General features: G+C 71.8%; 15 protein-coding genes, 6 pseudogenes and 1 riboswitch. Of the genes and pseudogenes, 5 read left to right on the top strand and 16 right to left on the bottom strand.

The features are described 5' to 3' along the window. Positions 1 to 177 precede the first annotated feature (177 nt). Together AB0M26_RS25125 and trpS are read right to left on the bottom strand one after the other, a co-directional pair. A complete protein-coding gene (locus tag AB0M26_RS25125) occupies positions 178 to 765 on the bottom strand; it encodes a 2'-5' RNA ligase family protein (protein ID WP_365264096.1) in 588 nt (195 codons plus the stop codon). Positions 766 to 986: 221 nt separating this feature from the next. Further along, positions 987 to 2,054: a tryptophan--tRNA ligase gene (gene trpS / locus AB0M26_RS25120; RefSeq protein ID WP_365264094.1), complete on the bottom strand. Its 1,068-nt coding sequence runs from the start codon at positions 2,052 to 2,054 to the stop codon at positions 987 to 989. Between the two features lie 184 nt (positions 2,055 to 2,238). Between trpS and AB0M26_RS25115 the strand changes: the two are divergent. Both AB0M26_RS25115 and AB0M26_RS25110 read left to right on the top strand, forming a co-directional pair. Continuing rightward, positions 2,239 to 2,751 (top strand): annotated as a pseudogene (locus AB0M26_RS25115) (sigma-70 family RNA polymerase sigma factor); the annotation flags it as partial. 1,308 nt (positions 2,752 to 4,059) lie between these two features. Then, positions 4,060 to 4,698, top strand: a complete 639-nt coding sequence (locus AB0M26_RS25110; RefSeq protein WP_365264092.1) for a hypothetical protein — start codon at positions 4,060 to 4,062, stop codon at positions 4,696 to 4,698. Between the two features lie 249 nt (positions 4,699 to 4,947). Here AB0M26_RS25110 and glyA read toward each other — a convergent pair whose 3' ends face one another. After that, complete coding sequence (gene glyA / locus AB0M26_RS25105) at positions 4,948 to 6,219, bottom strand: serine hydroxymethyltransferase (protein ID WP_365264090.1); 1,272 nt, start codon at positions 6,217 to 6,219, stop codon at positions 4,948 to 4,950. Between the two features lie 38 nt (positions 6,220 to 6,257). Continuing rightward, a riboswitch (ZMP/ZTP riboswitch) is annotated at positions 6,258 to 6,349 on the bottom strand. A gap of 114 nt (positions 6,350 to 6,463) precedes the next feature. Between glyA and rocD the strand changes: the two genes are divergently transcribed. After that, complete coding sequence (gene rocD, locus AB0M26_RS25100) at positions 6,464 to 7,669, top strand: ornithine--oxo-acid transaminase (RefSeq protein ID WP_365264088.1); 1,206 nt, start codon at positions 6,464 to 6,466, stop codon at positions 7,667 to 7,669. An 817-nt stretch (positions 7,670 to 8,486) separates the two neighbouring features. On the opposite strand, the gene AB0M26_RS25095 is transcribed toward rocD, so the two are convergent. The 9 genes and pseudogenes from AB0M26_RS25095 to AB0M26_RS25055 all read right to left on the bottom strand — a co-directional run bounded on the left by AB0M26_RS25095 (position 8,487) and on the right by AB0M26_RS25055 (position 13,919). Next, positions 8,487 to 9,878: a phytase gene (locus AB0M26_RS25095; protein ID WP_365264087.1), complete on the bottom strand. Its 1,392-nt coding sequence runs from the start codon at positions 9,876 to 9,878 to the stop codon at positions 8,487 to 8,489. A gap of 83 nt (positions 9,879 to 9,961) precedes the next feature. Beyond that, a pseudogene (locus tag AB0M26_RS25090) lies at positions 9,962 to 10,087 on the bottom strand (glutathionylspermidine synthase family protein); the annotation flags it as partial. A 363-nt stretch (positions 10,088 to 10,450) separates the two neighbouring features. Continuing rightward, positions 10,451 to 10,597 (bottom strand): annotated as a pseudogene (locus AB0M26_RS25085) (glutathionylspermidine synthase family protein); the annotation flags it as partial. Between the two features lie 145 nt (positions 10,598 to 10,742). After that, positions 10,743 to 10,865, bottom strand: a pseudogene (locus AB0M26_RS25080) (glutathionylspermidine synthase family protein); the annotation flags it as partial. A gap of 31 nt (positions 10,866 to 10,896) precedes the next feature. Beyond that, the gene (locus tag AB0M26_RS25075) at positions 10,897 to 11,175 is read right to left on the bottom strand and encodes a glutathionylspermidine synthase family protein (protein ID WP_365264085.1); all 279 of its coding nucleotides are present in this window, start codon (positions 11,173 to 11,175) and stop codon (positions 10,897 to 10,899) included. Between the two features lie 86 nt (positions 11,176 to 11,261). Beyond that, positions 11,262 to 11,444: pseudogene (locus AB0M26_RS25070) on the bottom strand (glutathionylspermidine synthase family protein); the annotation flags it as partial. An 8-nt stretch (positions 11,445 to 11,452) separates the two neighbouring features. Beyond that, positions 11,453 to 11,800 carry a hypothetical protein gene (locus AB0M26_RS25065; RefSeq protein ID WP_365264083.1) on the bottom strand — a complete coding sequence of 116 codons (348 nt, stop codon included), beginning with the start codon at positions 11,798 to 11,800 and terminating at the stop codon, positions 11,453 to 11,455. A 6-nt stretch (positions 11,801 to 11,806) separates the two neighbouring features. After that, complete coding sequence (locus AB0M26_RS25060) at positions 11,807 to 11,950, bottom strand: hypothetical protein (RefSeq protein WP_365264082.1); 144 nt, start codon at positions 11,948 to 11,950, stop codon at positions 11,807 to 11,809. 269 nt (positions 11,951 to 12,219) lie between these two features. Then, positions 12,220 to 13,919 (bottom strand): annotated as a pseudogene (locus AB0M26_RS25055) (PLP-dependent aminotransferase family protein). Positions 13,920 to 13,965: 46 nt separating this feature from the next. Between AB0M26_RS25055 and AB0M26_RS25050 the strand changes: the two are divergent. Next, positions 13,966 to 14,466: a carboxymuconolactone decarboxylase family protein gene (locus AB0M26_RS25050; protein WP_365264080.1), complete on the top strand. Its 501-nt coding sequence runs from the start codon at positions 13,966 to 13,968 to the stop codon at positions 14,464 to 14,466. Continuing rightward, positions 14,463 to 15,197, top strand: a complete 735-nt coding sequence (locus AB0M26_RS25045) for an isocitrate lyase/phosphoenolpyruvate mutase family protein (RefSeq protein WP_365264078.1) — start codon at positions 14,463 to 14,465, stop codon at positions 15,195 to 15,197. The genes AB0M26_RS25050 and AB0M26_RS25045 overlap by 4 nt, the downstream gene beginning before the upstream one ends. Before the next feature lie 245 nt (positions 15,198 to 15,442). Here the strand turns inward: AB0M26_RS25045 and AB0M26_RS25040 are convergent, their stop codons facing one another. The 4 genes from AB0M26_RS25040 to AB0M26_RS25025 all read right to left on the bottom strand — a co-directional run bounded on the left by AB0M26_RS25040 (position 15,443) and on the right by AB0M26_RS25025 (position 19,983). After that, the gene (locus AB0M26_RS25040; protein WP_365264077.1) at positions 15,443 to 16,474 is read right to left on the bottom strand and encodes an FUSC family protein; all 1,032 of its coding nucleotides are present in this window, start codon (positions 16,472 to 16,474) and stop codon (positions 15,443 to 15,445) included. Beyond that, positions 16,474 to 16,749 (bottom strand): hypothetical protein, encoded by a 276-nt coding sequence (locus tag AB0M26_RS25035; protein WP_365264076.1) that lies wholly within the window; start codon positions 16,747 to 16,749, stop codon positions 16,474 to 16,476. Before AB0M26_RS25035 ends, AB0M26_RS25040 begins: the two co-directional genes overlap by 1 nt. Before the next feature lie 266 nt (positions 16,750 to 17,015). Then, on the bottom strand, positions 17,016 to 18,005 hold the full coding sequence (locus AB0M26_RS25030; RefSeq protein WP_365264074.1) for an ABC transporter substrate-binding protein: 990 nt from the start codon (positions 18,003 to 18,005) through the stop codon (positions 17,016 to 17,018). A gap of 1 nt (position 18,006) precedes the next feature. Then, a complete protein-coding gene (locus tag AB0M26_RS25025) occupies positions 18,007 to 19,983 on the bottom strand; it encodes an ABC transporter permease subunit (protein ID WP_365264073.1) in 1,977 nt (658 codons plus the stop codon). Positions 19,984 to 20,043: the final 60 nt, after the last annotated feature.

Here is a 20,043-nt window from a genome sequence, read left to right as displayed (position 1 = left end):
GGACGTCAGGGACGCAGGAAGTGCCGGGGGCTTGGCGCAAGCGGGACGTCAGGGGCGCAGAGAGTGCCGGCGGCTTGGCGCAAGCGGGACGTCAGGGGCGCAGAGAGTGCCGGCGGCTTGGCGCAAGCGGGACGTCAGGGACGCAGAGAGTGCCGGCGGCTTGGCGCATGCGGAACGTCAGGGACGCAGAGAGTGCGCGGGTGCCTCGACCGGGACGGCCTGCGTGGGCACACCCGGTGCCGGGAAGCCCTCCCCGAAGGGGAATTCGCGCATCTTGCGCCAGTGGCCGTCCCCGCCCTGCTCGTACAGCGCGAAACCGGTGACCATCCAGGAGGCCGCGTAGTCGGCCAGCTCCTCATGGGCCCGGTCCATCGCCTCCTCGGCAATACCGTGGGCGATGGTCACATGCGGGTGGTACGGGAAGAGCAGCTCGCGCTGCACCGGCCCCGAGCGGACCCGCTCCTGCAGCTCGGCGCACTCTCCCATGCCCTCGGCGAGCTGGACGAAGACGACCGGCGAGATCGGCCTGAACGTGCCGGTGCCCTGCAGCCGCATCCGGAAGCACCGGCCCTCCGCGGCGACCCGAGCCAGGTGGTGACGGAAGGCGGGGAGGTCGGTGACGCCGACCTCGGTGGGCGGGAGCAGCGTGACGTGCGTGGGGATGCCATCGGCAGCGGGGTCCCCGAAGCCCGCGCGCCGCTCCTGGAGCAGGCTGCCGTAGGGCTCCGGGACCGCGATCGAAACGCCGAGCGTTACGGTCCCCACTTCGCTCTCTCCTCTGCTCGTGCTGTCGCTTGCGCTGCTGCCGGTCCGTGCCAGTGTGCCGGTCCGCCGCCCCGTCCGCGAGCCTCCTGGTCGCGGGCTTCCGGGGACGAGATCGTGCCACGGGCTCCGGCCCGTACGCACCGTACGTGCCGGGTGGCCGCGTCGTCGCGACCGGGTGACCGCATCGTGCCGGTCGGGGTGGTCGGGTGAATCGGTTCCGGTCAGTGCTTGGCGGGAAGGAAGCCCACCCGGTCGTACGCCTGGGCCAGGGTCTCGGCGGCGACCGCGCGGGCCTTCTCCGCGCCCTTGGCGAGGATCGAGTCCAGTGTCTCCGGGTCGTCAAGATAGGCCTGGGTGCGGGCCCGGAACGGGGTCACCCAGTCGACGAAGACCTCGGCGAGATCCGTCTTGAGCGCACCGTAGCCCTTGCCCTGGTACTTCTGCTCGAGATCGGTGATGCCCGTACCGGTGAGGGTGGCGTAGATCCGGAGCAGATTGCTGATCCCGGGCTTGTTCTCCTCGTCGTAGAGGATCTCGGTGCCGGTGTCCGTGACGGCGCTCTTGATCTTCTTGGCGGAAACCTTGGGCTCGTCGAGGAGGTTGATGATGCCCTTCGGCGCCGACGCCGACTTGCTCATCTTGATCGCCGGATCCTGAAGATCGAAGATCTTGGCGGTCTCCTTGACGATGTACGGGTCGGGCAGGGTGAAGGTCTGACCGAAGCGCCCGTTGAAGCGCTCCGCGAGGTCCCGGGTCAGCTCGATGTGCTGTCGCTGGTCCTCACCGACGGGGACCGCGTTGGCCTGGTAGAGCAGGATGTCCGCGATCTGCAGGATCGGGTACGTGAACAGCCCGACCGTGGCCCGGTCGCTGCCCTGCTTCGCCGCCTTGTCCTTGAACTGCGTCATGCGGGAGGCCTCGCCGAAGCCCGTGAGGCAGTTCATCACCCAGCCGAGCTGGGCGTGCTCGGGGACGTGGCTCTGCACGAACAGGGTGCAGCGGTCGGGGTCGAGGCCGGCCCCGAGGAGCTGGGCGGCGGCGAGACGGGTGTTCGCACGCAGCTCCGCCGGATCCTGGGGGACGGTGATCGCGTGCAGGTCGACCACGACGTAGAACGCGTCGTGCGTCTCCTGCAGCGCCACCCACTGCCGGACGGCGCCCAGGTAGTTCCCGAGGTGGAAGGAGCCTGCGGTGGGCTGGATGCCGGAGAGCACTCGCGGGCGAGTGGGCGGCGCGGAGCGCCCGGGTTGAGGGTGGCGGTTGGTGACGGACGGGCGATCAGAGGCCATGCCGCCCATTCTCTCAGGTGTGGAACCGATCCCCGGCCTCCGGTGTACGAGAAGTGTGAGGACGCGGAAGGGGGCCGCCCCGTGATCGACATCTCGGCCGGTGGGGGCATTGGTGAGGGCATCGGTGAAGGCATTGGTGGGGACATCGGGAAGGGCAATCGGGGAGGGCAGCGGTGAGGGCGGGGTGATTGCGCGGGTCCGTGCAGGTGACCGTGAGGCGTACGCGGATCTGGTGCGGGCGCATGCGCACATCGCGCACCGCACCGCGGTGCTTCTCGGGGCGGGTGCGGACGCCGAGGACGTCGTACAGACGGCCTTTCTGAAGGCGTACCAGTCGCTCGGGCGCTTTCGGGACGGGGCCGCGTTCCGGCCATGGCTGCTGCAGATCGTCGCCAATGAGACGAGAAACACAGTGAGATCGGCGCGCAGGCTCCGTACGGCGGTGGATCGCGAGGCGGCGTTCATCGAGGCGGAACCGCTGATACCGGAATCGGCCGATCCCGCGGCCGCCGCAGTCGCGGGCGAGCGGCGCGCGCAGCTGCTGGCGGCTCTGGACGGGCTGAGCTACGAGCAGCGCCAAGTGGTGACGTACCGCTATCTGCTGGACCTGGACGAGGCGGAGACGGCCCAGGCCCTCGGCTGGCCGCGGGGCACCGTGAAGTCGCGGCTGAACCGTGCGCTGCGGCGGCTGGAGCGCACGCTGGGGGCCGCGGACCGCATTGTCGAGGCTCCGGGGGGAGCCGGGCCGCGGCGAGCAACGGAGCCGAGGAGAGGGGCGGGGAGGGGGAGGGGGGCGGGCCCCGGGCGCACAGCGGGGGCCGGCAGGGGAACCGGACCTGGGCGAAGTTCCGCTCCCGCTGGGCGAGGAACCACGTCCGCGGGGCGGTCGGCCGCGCCTCGGAGAGGGTGGGCGGGCCACGGAAAGGGGCCTGCCGGGACCGAGGGGCCCGCCTGGACCCGGAGAGTGGTTGGGCGGAGCGGAGACACAAGAGGCGGACATGCAGGAATCCGGCAGGAATCTCAATGGCTGACGCGGGGGTCCGGGAGCGGAGGCGTCCGGGAGAGTGGGAGGGGACACGGTGAGGAAGCGCGATGAGGGTGCAGGCGGCGAGCGCCGCGATGCCCCCGGCCGCGGCCGAGGCGAGCACGGCGAACGTGACGGTCTGGCGTTGGGCCGTGGCCCGGGCGAGGGTGGAGACGGTGAAAGGCAGCTGGTGCCGGACGAGTTGAGAGCGCTCAGCCGCAAGCTTCGGATACGGCCGATGGACGCCGAGACGATGGTGGAGCGGGTACTTGCCGACCTCGTGGGTGAGTCTGCGTCCGGGATACCCGAACTACGCAGTGGCATAGAGGACTTCGGCGCGGGGCGGGGCAGCGGATCAGGGCGGGATGGTGGGCGCGGCGACGGACGCCGCGGTGTCCACCGTGGCGGTCCCGGCGCGCAGCGCGGCCGTGGGGGCGGTGGCGATGGCAGCGCCGGCTGCGATGTCAGTGGCGGCAGTTGATCATTTCGCATGTACCGCCTGCCGGGCCGCACGGCTGAGGCGGCCAGTGCCCGACATCTCCGGTGCGGAGTCGTGGTGACTGAATGGCCACTGACGGTGGGCAGTTGGGCAGCGAGGTCCTCAGGCACTGCCGGATGGCGGCGAGTTGCGGCAGGCCCCCTGTCGGGGGTTGAGGCCCGGCTGCAAGTGGTGACGACGCCCGTCCCGAACGGCCCGGATGGTACGGACGGGTGCCGAACGGCCACTGCCGGACCGCGGTGCTGAAATCAGGACCGTTGGCGCAGTGAAGGGTGTGGGGACGGTGAGACGTGCCCGAAGACGCCTTCGACGCTCCGCACGGGCCAATCCTGAACCGCCCCGGGCGTGTTGGCGCGGATATTCCGGAATCGGGAACCTGGCGGGCCCGAGGGGTGTACCAGAAGTGACGTGGTGCGGAGGGGCCGCACCCGGGGTTGGGGGAAGTCATGCGTCGTTTCGCCGGGCGGGCGGTCACCACGTCAGTGGCAGCGCTGGCCGCGTTATTCATCTGCTCCGCGCCTGCCGACGCGGTCGGGCGAACGAGCGTGGTGATCACCTCGCAAGCGACGGGCGAAGCGACAGCCCTTCCCGTCGACACGGAGCGCTATCGACGACTTGAGCGACTGCTCGGCCCTGCCGGGGCGGAGCGGAAGGGACCGCCGAGTTTGGAGGAGACCGGAGGGGCTACCGGGCCGCAGGTGAATGTGAGCTGGGTGGTCCGCGATGTTTCCGTTTGGCGGACGGACGGCATCTATGCGAACGACAAATCCGGGGACGTGTGGATCCGCACGGTCTCCAGCGGCCGGGGGTCCGTCCCGCGCTCGGCCGACAAGGGCTTCTGGCATGAGGCCGAACAGCCGCAGGAGCTTCGTGCCCTCCTCGGCGATCTCGGATTGATGGGTGGAAAAGGCCGTCCCGTCTTGGGAAGAGCCGAGGCGATGGAGGGCGGAGCCATGCATGCCGTCGCAGACACTTCCCGTGGCGCGAACGGGTGGTGGACGGTGCCCGGGTTCGTGGCGGGCATAGCCATCGGCTGCGGCGGCACCGTGCTTCTGCGGCGCTGGGTGATCCGTCGCAGCCTTGCCGATCCAGGGATGCACCACCGGCCCCTCGACGTCTGACCCGTCGGCCCGTCGGGCCCCTCCTCCATCGGTCGCGCATCGGCTCATGCGGAATCGGGGTGCTGCTTCGCCGACGATGCCCTCGGACCGCGAGCAGCTGAGTACGGGCCGCGGGCGTCGTCGCGAGTCCGCCGCTGCCGGGGCCGTGGCGGCCGGGCCGAGGTCGCCGGGGCCAGGGCGGTGACGGCCGGGCCGTGGCCACGGGGCCGGTCTCCGTGGGCACCCGGAGGGGCGGAGCGGCGGCCGCGGTCAAGCGGTAGGGAGCCCTGGGGCGGGGTGGGCTGCCATCACCTCACGGACCTCGGCCCGGATCCTGGTCAGGGCATCGTCGTCGTCACTACCGGCCGCGGCGACCCCCCGGTGGATCCACTGGGCGACGAGAGGCATCTGGTCGGTGCCCAGCCCTCGGGAGGTGAGCGACGGAGTACCGATGCGGATGCCGGAGGGGTCGAACGGCTTCCGGGGATCGAAGGGCACGGTGTTGTAGTTCACGACGATTCCGGCGCGGTCGAGCGCCTTCGCGGCGACCTTCCCTGGCACGCCGTTCCGGGTGAGGTCCATCAGGATCAGGTGGTTGTCCGTGCCGCCCGAGACGAGATCGAAGCCGTGCTCCAGCAGGGAGTCGGCGAGTGCCTTGGCATTGGCCACCACAGCGCGGGCGTAGTCGCTGAAGGAGGGTTGTGATGCCTCGTGGAGGGCCACGGCGATGGCGGCGGTGGTGTGGTTGTGGGGCCCGCCCTGGAGTCCCGGGAAGACCGCCTTGTCGAGCGCCTTCGCCCTCGACTCGCGGGAGAGGAGCATGGCGCCGCGCGGGCCCCGCAGCGTCTTGTGGGTGGTCGTGGAGACCACGTCGGCGTGGGGGAAGGGTGAGGGGTGGACTCCTCCCGCGACAAGTCCGGCGATGTGCGCGATGTCGGCGACTAGGACCGCGTCGACCTCTCGGGCGATCTCCGCGAAGGCGGCGAAGTCGATGGTGCGGGGGACGGCAGTACCGCCACAGAAGATGATCTTCGGCCGCTCCTTGAGGGCCAGGTCGCGCACCTCGTCGAAGTCGGTCAGCCCTGTCTCGGCGTGCACTCCGTACTGCACTCCGCGGAACCAAGTGCCCGTGGCGGAGACTCCCCAGCCGTGGGTGAGGTGGCCGCCCATCGGGAGGGACATGCCCATGACAGTGTCGCCGGGCTCGGCGAAGGCCAGATAGACGGCGAGGTTGGCGGGCGATCCCGAGTAGGGCTGGACATTGGCGTGCTCGGCGCCGAAGAGGGCCTTGGCCCGCTCGGCGGCGAGGAGCTCGACCCGGTCGATGTTCTGCTGGCCCTCGTAGTAGCGGCGGCCGGGGTAGCCCTCGCTGTACTTGTTCGTCAACACGGTGGCGGTGGCCTCGAGCACCGCCTGCGAGACGTAGTTCTCGCTGGGGATCAGCCGCAGAGTGTCGGCCTGGAGCTGTTCCTCGTCGGCGACGAGGGAGGCCAGCTCGGGGTCGGTGGCGGAGAGGGCGGGGTGGGAACGGGACACGGTCACGTTTTCCTCCGGGTCGATCCGTATGTCGGTTCGCGAACCCGGGGTGCCCAGGCGTGCGGCACCTCGTGGGGGATGTCCGCACACTGCTCCCTCGTGGTCGTTTCCACGCGCGCCAGTCGCAATGTGCCCGCACAGTCTATTGCCTGAGCGGTATCGGAGCAGTTCTGGAAGGTTTCTTCGCAATCCGCCCGAGCGACGATAGAAATGAGCACCGACCCGCCACGACACCGAACGGAGCACCGCCGTGACGACTACGGAACGCAGCATTGCCGCCGCAGAGGCACACAGCGCGCACAACTATCACCCGCTGCCGGTCGTGGTCGCCTCCGCAGAGGGCGCCTGGATGACGGACGTCGAGGGGCGGCGCTATCTGGACATGCTTGCCGGATACTCCGCGCTCAACTTCGGTCACGGCAACCGCCGGCTGATCGACGCGGCGAAGGCCCAGCTCGAGCGCGTGACGCTCACGTCGCGAGCGTTCCACCACGAGCGGTTCGCCGACTTCTGCACGCAGCTCGCCGAGCTGTGCGGCATGGAGATGGTGCTGCCGATGAACACTGGCGCGGAGGCCGTCGAGACGGCGGTGAAGACCGCGCGCAAGTGGGGCTACCAGGTCAAGGGGGTTCCCGACGGCCAAGCGAAGATCGTCGTGGCGCGCAACAACTTCCACGGGCGGACGACCACCATCGTCAGCTTCTCCACCGACCCCGAGGCGCGCGCCGACTTCGGTCCGTACACCCCCGGGTTCGAGATCGTGCCCTACGGCGATCTGACAGCTCTGGAAGCGGCTCTCACCGACAACACGGTGGCGGTCATGCTGGAGCCCATCCAGGGCGAGGCCGGGGTCCTGGTGCCGCCGCCCGGCTACTTCACCGCCGTGCGGGAGCTGACACGCCAGCGGAACGTTCTGTTCATCGCGGACGAGATCCAGTCCGGACTCGGCCGGACCGGCAAGACCTTCGCGTGCGAGCACGAGGAGGTCGTCCCCGACATGTACATCCTGGGGAAGGCGCTCGGCGGCGGTGTCGTCCCGGTCTCGGCCGTGGTGTCGTCGCGCGACGTGCTCGGTCTCTACCGCCCCGGCGAGCACGGCTCCACCTTCGGCGGCAATCCGCTGGCCTGCGCGGTCGCACTCGAAGTGATCGCCATGCTGCGCACCGGGGAGTACCAGCAGCGGGCAACGGAGTTGGGCGAGCATCTGCACGCCGAGCTGGGCCTGCTGGTCGGCGGCGGGGCGGTCGAGGCGGTACGCGGCCGCGGTCTGTGGGCGGGTGTGGACATCGATCCCTCCCACGGCACCGGGCGGCAGATCTCGGAGAAGCTGATGGATCAGGGTGTGCTGGTGAAGGACACACATGGGAGCACCATCCGGATCGCCCCGCCGCTGGTGATCAGCAAGGAGGACCTCGACTGGGGGCTGGACCGGCTCAGGGCCGTTCTGCAGGGCTGAGCGACGCCTGGCAGCCGGGCGGCTGCGGTGCCGGGAGGACGGCTGTCCTCCCGGCACCGTCACCGGACTGTGCTGCTGCAGGGCGAGTCCGGGTACCGGGCGGCATTTCCGGGGCGAGGCCGGCGGTCCCGCGCTCCGGGACGGCCTCCTGCGTCGTCCTGCAAGGCAGCGCTCCCGCGGCGGCGTTCGCCGAGCCGCACCGACCTTGCGGGAGGCCCGCTCCGGCCCCGCGGAACGCCCGCACCGGCCGGTGGAACACCCGCACAGGCGGCCCGCACCCGCATCGGCCACGGCGTGCACGCACGGCCCCGCGGGAGGCCCGCACCGGTACGGCGTGCACCCGAACCAGCCCGCGGGGACACCCGCACCGGCTCGCGTGCACCCGCACCGGTACGGCGTGCACCGCACGGCCCCCGCGGGACACCCGCACCGGCAGCCCGCACCCGCATCGGCCACGGCGTGCACACGCACGGCCCCGCGGGAGGCCCGCACCGGTACGGCGTGCACCCGAACCAGCCCGCGGGGACACCCGCACCGGCTCGCGTGCACCCGCACCGGTACGGCGTGCACCGCACGGCCCCCGCGGGAGGCCCGCACCGGTACGGCGTGCACCGCACGGCCCCCGCGGGACACCCGCACCGGCAGCCCGCACCCACACCAACCCCGCAGGAGACCCGCACCGGCCACGGCTTGCCCCCCCACGGAACGCCCGAACCGGCCCCGCGGGACAGCCGCACGGACACGGCGTGCAGCCGGATCGGCCACGCGGGTGCTGCCCGTCCTGCCGTCCCGCCAGTTCGTCGTCGCGGGCGGAGGGTCAGTCGGGGTGGCGCGGGTCGAACGAGTCGGGATCCACCGTCAGGTCGTCCGGGAAGGCCGACGCGACGGCGTCCCACTTCACGAACTTGAAGTTGGTGGTCTCCCGGTCGCCGTCCGCCGGTTCGGCCTCCCCGTCGTGGGTCACAAGCAGCCCCTTCGGATAGCCGGGACCGAGCGGGACGTTGATGACGGTCGAGCCGTCGGAGTGCTGGACTCCGTCGGTCGCCGGGCCCTGGCCGATCTCGAACGAGCCCAGATAGGGGTTCCGTCCGTCGCGGCCGTAGACCGCGAAGGTGTTGTCCCCCTGGCTGGAAGCGAGCACATACCCCTCTCCGTCACCCGCGTGGTAGACGGTGACGCCCTCAGCGTCGGCCCGGAGGTGCTTGCCGCCGTGGCCCGGGTCGTGGGCCATGTCGATCACGCACTCCTCCTTCGCGCTGTCGTACGTCCAGGGCACCCCGTACTCCCGTACGCGGTCGATGAGTTCAGGGCGGTCGAACTCCTCGCCGCCGAGGTCGACCCGCCACAGGCCGACGTCTTCCTGGGCCGCGTAGAGGACGCCTTCCTCCAGGTCGACGGCCATACCCTCGACCTGGGCGTGGTCGCCGGGGTCGGCGCAGGGTTCCCACCGCTTGCCGCCTGGCAGGGTGAACGAGGCAGGCAGGTCGACGGAGTCCTCGGTGGCGTAGCCGACCTTGCCGCCGCCCGCGTCCTTCAACTTCAGCAGCTTCAGACGGGTCTCCGAGCGACGCGAGACGACCACGTAGGCATCGCCGTCGTGGGTGTACGCGGCGAGCCCGTACGCCGTGCGCTGCTCATCAACGTCCTCCTCATCCCTGGAGAACACCGGTGCGACTCCGACAGCGGTGACGTCGCGCAGCGGTGCGCGGCCGGCGCGGACGGCGCGGGGGTCGATGGCGTACGCCCGCACACGGTCCCGTCCGCGGTCGCTGACGAGCGCCAAGTCGGTTCTGTGGCCGTCGAGTTCGACGCCGTAGACGATGTCGACGTTGTTGAACCGGCCGGGCTCGCTCCCTTCACCGGGCGCGGGCGGTGCCGCGATGTGCTGCAGCCGCTTGCCGTCGAGGCCGTAGACGTCGAGTCCGGCCTCCTTGAGCGTGCTGACGACGATGCTGCGCCCGGAGTCGCGGGGGTCGACCCAGACCGCCGGGTCGTCGGCGTTGGCGTTGCCGCCCGCCTCGTCGTCGTGGACGGCGGGCGTCTCGGCCGACGCGGTGACCCGCGCCGGTCGGGGGGCGGGGTCAGCCGCTCCGGGCCCCTCCGCTACCGCCGCCGGGGCCCCGGTCGGGGCCGCCAGGGCGGTCAGCAGCAGGGCGGCAAGGGCCGCGCCTTTCCTGGGAGTTGCGATTCTCTGCTTCGTGGGCGTCACAGCTCTCCTCGGGTTCGGACAAACTCTCGAACCGTAGGAGCAGACGGTGAACACGCAAAGACCACAAGGGAAATGGAGACACCTCAGAGGATGACGTGCGGGAGGAAGCGAGCGAACTCGTCGGTGACCGGCCCCGCCTTCTCGCGGATGCCGAGGCCCGCCGCCTCGCCCTCGACGACCCAGGCGCCGAGCACCACGTGGTTCCCGTCGGCCGAGCCGTCGCCCCGGCCCGGGCGGCCCGAGCCCTCGCCCCGGCCGCCCGCTGGGCCGGCGCCCGTCGGGCCCCCGCCCGGCCCGGGCTTCTCACCACCGGCCGACGCGGACCGCACATCCGGCGCGGACTGCACGCCCGACGCGAACCGCACATCCGATGCGAACCGCACATCCGGCGCGAACCGCACGCCCGGCGCGGACCGCACATCCGACGCGAACCGCACGTCCGGCGCCCCCGGCCCCGCCCCCGGCACACACGACGCCCCCAGCGCACCCTCGGCGCTGCCGTTCCCCGCCGCCGTGAGGTCGGGGAGCGGGGCCAACTCCTGGTAGCAGCAGGGCTCGTCCCGTACGACGGGAGCCGCGCCCGGCTCGTGCAGCGTGATCCCGGCGCCCTCCCGGCCCAGCAGAGGCTTGGCGGCGTACCCCGTGGTGTCCGCGAGTTCCCGTGGCCCGTCCAGGTATGCGGGGAGCAGGTTCGGGTGTCCCGGGTAGAGCTCCCACACCACGCCAGCAGCGCCTTGTTGGAGAGCAGCATCTTCCAGGCGGGCTCGATCGGGTGCTGCCGGCGCCGCCGCTATTGTCCAGGGTGCCCAGGACGTCCGGGCCGAACTCGTCGGTGACCAGCCACTCCCACGGATAGAGCTTGAAGCAGCTTCGGATGAACCGCATCCGCAGATCCACGAAGCGGCCGGAGAGCCGGTCCCCGGCCGATGTCCTCCATCGAGATCGACTCGGTCTCCAGGCCGGCCTGTTCGCGGTCTCCCGCAGATACGCGACGGTCATCAGGTCCTCGCCGAGCTCGTCACCCGCCGAGTGCGCGAAGTGCACGGGGCGCCGGTGGGAGCAGCGCGGCCTGCCGCTTCCAGGCGGCGACGAGCCGCTCGTGCAGGGAGTTCCACTGGTCGGCACCGGGGAAGCGGTCCTCCATCCAGAACCACTGCGGGCCGGCGGCCTCCACCAGCGAGGTGGGGGTGTCGGCGTTGTACTCGAGCATCTTCGCCGGGCCGCTGCCGTCGTAGCGCAGGTCGAACCGGCCGTAGATGCTGGGCTGTTCGTCCCGGCGCCGCCAGGACTCGGCCACGAGCGCGGCCAGCCGCGGATCGTCGATGCCAGTTCGGTGAGGCGGTCGGCCTCCACGATGTGCGCGGCCGCGGCCAGGCACATGGAGTGCAGTGCCTCGACGACCTCCTCCAGTGCCTCGACCTCGGGAAGAGAGAACGTGTAGTACGCGCTCTCGTCGCAGTGGGGGCGCAGCGAGTTGTCCGGGTAGCGGGTGAGCGGATAGATGAGCCCCTGTTCCTCGACGATTGGCTGCCAGTCGGGACGTGGGGCGATGGTGTGACGCCGCATGAGGGGGATCAGCCGCCGCCGCTGCCGCCGTGACCCTTGCCGAAGCCGCCGCGGGGCACGTCCGAGTCGTCGTACGAGCCGCCGCCCGAACCGCCCGAACTGCCGGTCCCCTGGGAGTCCTTGGAGAACGAGCCGCCCTGCACCCAGCCCTTCTCCTCCTCACCGCCGTAGTACCAGGCGGCGTCTCCGGTGAGGGTCGTACGGCTGGTGCTCTTGCTCTTGCTCCTGCCCTTCCCCTTCCCCTTCCCCTTCCCCTTCCCCTTCCCCTTCCCCTTGCCCTTGCCCTTGCCCTTGCCCTTGATGATCCGGCCGCTCTTCAGGCTGCTGCCGCCGTTCTTGCAGTCGTCCGAGTCCACGACCCGTTAGACTTCGGTGAGTTGGTAGCTGTCCCGGTCCACGCACCGCTTGTCGGGCTCCGAACCGCACGCGGTCAGCGCCGCCGCGAGGGCGCCCATGCCGCCGAGTATCACCGTGCCGGAGCGCGGCCTGCGCCGGGTGTCCGTCATCGTTCCTTTCAACCCCGTCGTGTTCATGTCCAGTTGAGCGTTGGTCATCCTAGTGCCGCCCCCGCCAAGGTTTGTCCGGTGGCGAGGAGTCCTGGTGCGGTCGGATGCAGACACCGGATCGGCCGCGTTGTCGGGCCCACTCGGCTGATCCGGCAACGCAGCGGACGGCCGTACAGCGGAGAGCGGAGTAAACCCTGGCGGGGGGCGGTACCAGGGGCGGGTGGACGCTGCGACGCGACGGGGTCCACGCCGGACCGGTCCCGGGGCGTTCAGGGCAGCGCGTCGCACAGGGCATCGAGCGCCGCCGAGAAGGCGTGCTCCGGCGGCGTGCCGTAGCCGACGACGAGGGCATCGGTGATCGTCCCCGCCCTGCCGCGGCCGGTCTCGTCACCGCCCGCCCCTCCCCCGCCCGTTTTCGCGTCCTTCAGCTCCTCCACGTCCTTCACCTCCACCTCCTTCATGTCCTCGTGCCGGTAGCGGGCGAGCCCGTCGAGGGCCAGGCCGTGCCAGGCCGCCGCGCCGCCGACGACGGAGCGCTCCGTCCCCTCCGGGAGTTCGAGTACGGCGTGGAGGCCGGCCGCGATGCCGGTGACCCGGATGTGCGGGGTGCGTTCCGCGAGAGCGGTCACCAACTGGTCGCGGCGGCGCCGGTAGCGCAGCCGCATCTCCCGCAGATGCCGGTCAAACGCTCCGGATGCGATGAAATCCGCCAGCGTGAGCTGGTCGATCGCACTCGCCTGCCACTCGACGCCGCCCTTCGCCTCCGCGACCGGCCCGACGAGGTGTTCCGGCAGGGCCATCCATCCCAGCCGCAGGCCGGGGCCGAGGCTCTTGCTCGCGGTTCCGACATGGACGACGTGCTCCGGGTCCAGGCCCTGGAGCGCGCCGACCGGCTGCCGGTCGTAGCGGAACTCACCGCCGTAGTCGTCCTCGACGACCAGTCCGCCGGTCCGGCGCGCCCAGTCGACGACGGCGGCCCTGCGCTCGGGGTGCAGGGGCACTCCGGTGGGGAACTGGTGGGCGGGTGTGAGCAGGACCGCCCCCGTCCCCGCCAGTCCCGCCAACTCGCCCGTATTCGCGCCGCGTTCGTCCACGGTCAGTGGGGGCGTACGGAGTCCGGCCCCGGTGATGATGCGGCGGTGGACGTCGAGCCCGTAGCCCTCGACGGCCACCCGGCGCGTGCCCGACCGTCGCAGCACCTCGGCGAGCAGGCGCAGGCCGTGCACGAATCCGCAGCAGACGACGATCCGTTCGGGGTCGGTCAGGACGCCGCGCGCCCGGGCGAGATAGCCGGCGAGGGCCTCGCGCAGTTCGGGTCGGCCGCGCGGGTCGCCGTATCCGAAGGCCGTTCGGGGCGCGGCCTGCAGGGCCCGGCGCGCGGCGGCGAGCCAGGCGGTGCGGGGAAGGAGCCGGGGTCGGGCGAGCCGGGGAAGAGGTTGTGGGCGGCGGGCGCGCGGTGGGCCGGTGCCGCGGTCGGGCCGGTCCCCGGGGTCGGCGCGCCACTGTGCGGAGGCATGACGGACTCCCGGCCGCGGCCGGGAGTTGCGGTGCGGGGCCCCTGCGCGGCGGCGCTGGAAAACACCGGATCCCCTGGGGCCGTACGCGAGGCCGACACCGACGCCGCACACGAGGCCGACACCGACGCCGTACGCGAGGCCGACACCGACGCCGTACACGAGGCCGGTGCGGCACCTGTCGCCCATTGCGCCACCCGCGTGCCGGAGCCCTGCCGTGCCGTGAGCCAGCCCTCGGCGACGAGTTCGGCGTACGCGTCGGCGACCGTGTTGCGGGCCAGCCCCAGATCCGAGGCGAGCGAGCGGGAGGAGGGCAGACGCGTTCCGGGGGCCAGCCGCCCGGTGCGGACCGCGTCCCGCAGCGCGCCGATGAGCGCCGCCCGTACGCCCGTCGTACCGGCCGCCGGAAGGTCGAGATGCAGGTCGCTACCGAAAGTGGCCCACGTTTTCTCCATGGAAGTGGACCATATCCATGGGGCAATCGATCCCTAGGGTGAGGGCATGACGATCAACGACACCACCCGCCCCCACGCCCCGCGGATGCATCTCGCGAAACTCGCCCCCGACGTCTACAAGGCCATGGTCCGGCTCGACGCGGCCGCCTCGAACGGTGTCGACCCGGCCCTCGCCGAGCTGGTGAAGATCCGCGCGTCGCAGATCAACCACTGTGCCTTCTGCCTGGACATGCACACCAAGGATGCGCGTGCGATGGGCGAGCGCGAGGACCGTATCCACCTCCTCGCCGCCTGGGAGGAGGCGCCCGGCTACTACACCGAGCGGGAGCGGGCGGCCCTCGCCCTTACCGAGGCCGTCACCGTGCTGACCGACGGCTTCGTTCCCGACGAGGTCTACGCCCGCGCGGCCGAGCACTTCGACGAGACCGAACTCGCCCATCTCATCGGCCTGATCCTCACCATCAACGCCTGGAACCGGATCGCCGTGACGACACGTTCCGTTCCGGGCACCTACCGGCCCGACGAGTCGAAGAAGGCCCTCGTATGACCGCCGCAGCGGTGCTCCGCGCTCTGCATCACGGCCGGGAGGCGAACGACCCGCTCATCCTTCCCGGCCCCTGGGACGCGGTGAGCGCCCGCGCGTTCGCTGACGCGGGCTTCCCGGCCCTGGCGACGCCGAGCGCGGGGGTAGCGGCGACGCTGGGGTACGAGGACGGCGGCCGCACGCCGCCCGACGAGATGTTCGCCGCGATCGCGCGGATCGTCCGGGCCGTCGACGTCCCGGTCTCCGCGGACATCGAGGACGGCTACGGGCTCGCCCCCGCCGAACTCGTCGAACGGCTTCTGGAGGCGGGCGCCGCCGGCTGCAATCTGGAGGACTCCGATCCGGCCACGGAGCAGCTCAAGGACCCGCACCGGCACGCCGACCGGCTCGCGGAAGTCCGCGCCGCGGCGGGCGACCGGCTCGTCATCAACGCACGGATCGACACGTTCCTGCGCGGCACACCCGACGCGGGGGCGGCGATCGAGCGGGGACGGCTCTACCGGGAGGCGGGTGCGGACTGCGTGTACCCGATCCTCGCACCGCGCGATCTGCTGCCGGAGGTGGCGGCGGGCATCGGCGGGCCGATCAACGCCCTGGCGACATCGACAGGGCGGCCGTCACCGCGCGAAATGGGTGCCCTCGGAGCCACCCGGATCACCTTCGGCGGTGGTCTGCAGCAGCGGATCGCGGGAGAAATCCAATTCCTCGCGGGGGAGTTGGCAGCCACCTCCTGACCCCTTGGACAGCGCGTCGATGCCGTACGGGGGGGGCGGGCCGGGGCGAGCCGGTCGGTCCGGTGCGCCGACGGGGCCCCGGGCCGACGCGGGTCCCGGTCCAGCGCGGGTCCCGGCCCGACGGGGGCCCCGGCCCGCCGGAGACGTGCATCGGCGCAGGGGCGTACCGGCCGGGCGAGTACGAAAGCCGGGCGGTTACGGGCGATTACGGGGCCGGGGACTGCACGTCGGCGAGCTCCCGGCATTCAGCCCGCACGCCCCCGTACCACCGCCGTCAGCCGGCGCCCGGCCGCAAGCACCGCCAGCGCGAGCGCCACACCGCCGAGCGTCAGGGCGATGCGCGTCGCCGCGAGCGCCCAGTCGCCCTCCCCGTGTTGCATGCCGAAGAGCAGCGCCACGATGGTGAGGCAGAACGTCCACCATCCGTAGCGGGCGGCGGTGACCAGCTGTATGAACCAGATGGTGACCGCCACGAGGAGGGCGAGGAGCAGGGCGGGGACCCGCGGGGTCAGGAGAAGGGCAGCGACGGCTCCGCCGCCGAGGGTTCCCAGCACCCGCGCCTTCGCACGCGCATGCGTGGCCTGGGCCGCGGGTTTGGCCACCCGCAGTGCCGAACTGGCCAGCCATACGGCGTGGGAGAGGGGGATCTGCCAGGCCGTTCCCGTGGCGAGGGCACCGGTGAAGGCGAGGGTGGCGGCGAACGGCGCCCCGCTCCGCAGCCGTTGGCAGGTGCGCCGCAGGCTCGTGAGCGGCCCCGGTCCCGTGAACCTGCGGCCGGTGGCGGTCACCACCAGCGCCTGCCACAGCGTCCCGGCCGCGAACTGGCCCGCGTAGACCCACCAGGGCACGCCCTGGGCGAGGTTGACGCCGGCCAGCAGAAAGGCCAGGGCCGACATCGCAGCCGCCATCCTGAGCGGACCGCCCGCGACGTCGAGCAGCCCCTGGAGCGTGGCGACGAGGGCAGCCCCGGCGACGACGGCTGCGGCTTCGTCCGCCGCCGCGGCGCCCGCCGCCGCGGCGAGGCTCAGCAGCACTCCCCCGGAGAGAAGGTCGGTGAGCGGTGGTCTGGAGGTCAGCGAGGAGAAGGCGGCCAGCGTCAGATAGGCGCCGAACGAGCAGGCGAGCCCAGGGCCGAGGTGGCCGGTCCCGGCTCCGGCGGCCATCGGCGTGGCCACCGCGGCCGATCGCACGAGGGCGATGAGACGGGCACGGCCGGGCTGGAGGGCGGACGGCCGGTCGCCCGGGGAGGGCGGCTGCTCGGTGCGGCCCTGGCCCATCAGCCGCACACTGCACACGCGGCACCGAACCGCGAGGGCACGTCGACCACGGTGGCCCGGTTCGCCCCGTCGACCACGGTGGCCAGATCGACAACGGTGGCCCCCTCGCCCCCGTCGACCACCGGGGCCAGGTCGGCCCAGTCGCCCCCGTTGGCCCGGTCGACAACGGTGGCCCGGTCGCCCCCGTCGACCACGGTGGCCCGGTCGGCCACATCGATCACGGCCGCCATCGCGACCACGGCAGACGCACCGGGCACCAAGAACATGACAGACATCGCGGACATGCTAGCCATGAGGCCCGCAGCGGCCATGCACGAACGCGCGCCCCGCCTCTCCCACGCCGGGCGGCCGGGCGGACGGGCGGACGGGCGGACGGGCGGACGGGCGGCCGGGCAGCAGGGCAGCAGGGCAGCAGGGCGGCGCCGTACGAGCGCGCCTGCCCCGCCATCCCCTCGCCGAGCGGGCAGGGGAGACGGGGCAGGTCGCGGCCGCCGCCGAAGCCGGCGCGAAATCCGGTGTCAGGCGCGGGTGACGGGGGCCATCAGGGCATCCACGCCTGCCAGACGTCCGGGTTCTCCTTGACCCACCGCTCCGCCGCCTCCTGGGGCGACAGCTTGTCCGCGGCGATCATCTCGGAGACCTCGTTCTGGTGCTCCTTGGTCCACTGGAACTTCTTCAGGAAGGTGGCGGCCTTGCCGCCCTTCTTCGCGAAGTCCGCGTTGAGGAACTTCTGGAGCGGCGTCGTCGGATACGCGCAGTCGATGGACTCGGGGTCCTTCGTTCCCTTCTCGGCGCACGCGTCCGTGTACTTCGGCAGGTTCACCTCGACCATCGGCACCTGGTTGAACAGCCACTGCGGCTCGTACCAGTAGGTGAGGAACGGCTTCTTCTGCTTGGCGAACTGCTTGATCTGGGTGATCTGAGCCGCCTCCGAACCCGCGAACACCACCTGGTAGTCCAGGTTCAGGTTCTTCACCAGCGCCTTGTCGTTGGTGATGTACGAGGGCGAGCCGTCCAGGAGCTGGCCCTTGCCTCCGCTCTCGGCCGTACGCAGCTGGTCCGCGTACTTGTCGAGGTTCTTCCAGTTCGTCACATCGGGGTGCTTCTCCGCGAAGTACTTCGGCACGAACCAGCCGATGTGGCCGGTCACGCCGAGGTCGCCGCCGCGGGCGATCGTCTTCTTGTCCTCGATGTACCGCTTTTCCTGGTCCGGGTGGCCCCAGTCCTCCATGATCGCGTCCACGCGGCCCTGGCTGAGCGCGTCCCAGGCCGGGATCTCGTCGACCTGCACGGTGTCGACGCGGTAGCCGAGTTCGTGCTCCAGCAGGTATTGCGCGACCGCGACGTTCGCCTGCGCGCCGACCCAGGACTGCACCGAGAGGTTGACCGTCCTGGCGCTCTGCGCGTTCGCGAACGGCGAGGTCTGCTTGGTCATGTCGGCAGCGCCGCAGCCGGTCGCCGCGAGCAGTGCGGCGGCCGAGAGGACGGCGGGCACCCGCCCGCGCAGGCGCGGGATCCGTATGCGCACCATGTCAGCGCTCCTTCCGCTCGCGGCGGGCCGTGGGCTGGGTTACCCGGTCGAGCACCAGCCCGAGGCAGACGATCGCCGCACCCGCGACCAGTCCGGTCGCCAGGTCGCCGCGTGCCAGACCCGCCACGACGTCGTAGCCGAGCGCGCCACCGCCGACCAGGCCGCCGATGATGACGACGGCGAGGACCAGGACGACGCCCTGGTTGACGGCGAGCAGCAGCGCCGGGCGGGCCAGCGGAAGCTGGACCTGGCGCAGTTGCTGGACGGCGCCGGCGCCCATCGAGCGCGCGGACTCCAGCGCCGCCGGGTCGACCTGCTTCAGGCCCTGGGTGGTGATCCGTACGACGGCGGGCAGCGCGTAGACGACCGCCGCGGCGACGGCGGGCGCACGGCCGACCGCGAACAACGCGACCACCGGGATGAGATAGACGAACTGCGGCATCGTCTGGAAGACGTCCAGCACCGGCCGCAGCATGCGTTCCAGCCGGGGGCTGCGTGCCGCGGCGATCCCGATGAGGAAGCCGAGCAGCAGCGTCACGGCGACAGCCGCGAGGACCTGCGAGAGCGTGTCCATCGACGGCTTCCACACCCCGAGGACTCCGATCGCGGCCATCGACGCGACCGCGGTGAGCGCGGTCCGCCAGGTGCCGATGGCCCAGGCAAGCGCGGCGACGATGAGCAGTACACCCCACCAGGGCAGGCCGAGCAGCCCGCCGCGCACCGGGTCGAGCACCCAGCGGGTGAAGTGGGCGGCCCAGTCGGCGGTTCCACCGACGACGGGCACACCGGTGTAGAGGTGGTCGACCATCCAGTCCTTGGCGGTGTTGACCGGCTCGGCGATGGCGTACGTCCAGCTCTCCGGCCAGCTCAGGGAGTTCGTCAGCCGTCCGGCCAGCGCCACGGCAGCGGCTGCGACGGCGGCCAGGCCCCAGCCGCGCCATCCGCGCAGGGCGGCGGGTCCGGTCGGCTCGGCGCCGAGCTTCTCGCCCGCGGCGCCGGTCACCCGGTCCAATACGACGGCGAGCAGCACGATCGGGACGCCGGCAGCGAGCGCGGCGCCGACGTCGACCGAGGACAGCGCCTGGTAGACGCGGTCACCGAGACCGCCCGCGCCGATCATCGAGGCGATGACGGCCATGGAGAGCGCCATCATGATCGTCTGGTTGACGCCGAGCAGCAACTCCTTTCGGGCCAGCGGAAGCCGGGCCGTCAGCAGCCGCTGCCTGCCGGTCGCGCCGAGCGAGGCGACGGCCTCCATGACACCGCCGTCGGCGTTCCGCAGGCCGAGCGCGGTGAGCCGGGTCATGGGCGGCGCCGCGTAGACGACGGTGGCCAGGACCGCGGCGGGCACCCCGATGCCGAAGACCAGCACAACGGGCAGCAGGTACGCGAACGCGGGCAGCACCTGCATCGTGTCGAGCACGGGCCGCAGTGCGCGGTACGTACGGTCGGACAACCCGGCCGCAAGACCGAGCAGCCCGCCCAGGACGACGGAGGCGAGGACCGCCACCACCATCAGGGCGAGCGTCTGCATCGTGGGCACCCACATGCCGAGCACCCCGCACAGCGCCATGGAGACGGCGGAGGTCAGCGCGAGCCGGAGCCCTGCCACGCGCCAGGCGATCAGGCCCGCGAGCGCCGCGACACCGCCCCAGCCGAGGGCGAGCAGCACGAGGTAGACCGCTCGCACGGACAGCACGATGGCGTTGCTGATGTGCCCGAAGAAATACAGGAACAGCGGGTGTCTGTCGCGGTTGTCAATGATCCAGTCGCTGGCCGTGCCGAGCGGCTCGGACACGTCCACGGTCAGCGCGCCGGGCCAACTACCGCTGGACCACTGGGCGTCGGCGAGCGGGACCAGTACTGCCGCGGCGACGGCGAGAAGCAACAGCTTGCCGAGCGTGCGGTAGCGGGCCGCCGAGCGCAGCGGGAACGTAGGGGGGGTGTCGGCGGTGCCGACGGAGGTGGCGGCACTCATCCGCGCCCCCTCGCAAGGGTGGGGCTGCTCACACGGGTGGGGCTGCTCACACGGGTGGGG

Source organism: Streptomyces sp. NPDC051776 (genome assembly GCF_040681345.1).
Lineage (GTDB): Bacteria > Actinomycetota > Actinomycetes > Streptomycetales > Streptomycetaceae > Streptomyces.
This window is presented reverse-complemented; position numbering and strand designations above follow the sequence as displayed.

Coding starts and splice junctions, on each gene's coding strand:
- AB0M26_RS25050 (WP_365264080.1), top strand. CDS start 13,966: ATGACGATCAACGACACCACCCGCCCCCACGCCCCGCGGATGCATCTC.
- AB0M26_RS25045 (WP_365264078.1), top strand. CDS start 14,463: ATGACCGCCGCAGCGGTGCTCCGCGCTCTGCATCACGGCCGGGAGGCG.
- AB0M26_RS25060 (WP_365264082.1), bottom strand. CDS start 11,950: ATGACGGACACCCGGCGCAGGCCGCGCTCCGGCACGGTGATACTCGGC.
- AB0M26_RS25030 (WP_365264074.1), bottom strand. CDS start 18,005: ATGGTGCGCATACGGATCCCGCGCCTGCGCGGGCGGGTGCCCGCCGTC.
- trpS (WP_365264094.1), bottom strand. CDS start 2,054: ATGGCCTCTGATCGCCCGTCCGTCACCAACCGCCACCCTCAACCCGGG.
- AB0M26_RS25040 (WP_365264077.1), bottom strand. CDS start 16,474: ATGGGCCAGGGCCGCACCGAGCAGCCGCCCTCCCCGGGCGACCGGCCG.
- AB0M26_RS25025 (WP_365264073.1), bottom strand. CDS start 19,983: ATGAGTGCCGCCACCTCCGTCGGCACCGCCGACACCCCCCCTACGTTC.
- AB0M26_RS25035 (WP_365264076.1), bottom strand. CDS start 16,749: ATGTCTGTCATGTTCTTGGTGCCCGGTGCGTCTGCCGTGGTCGCGATG.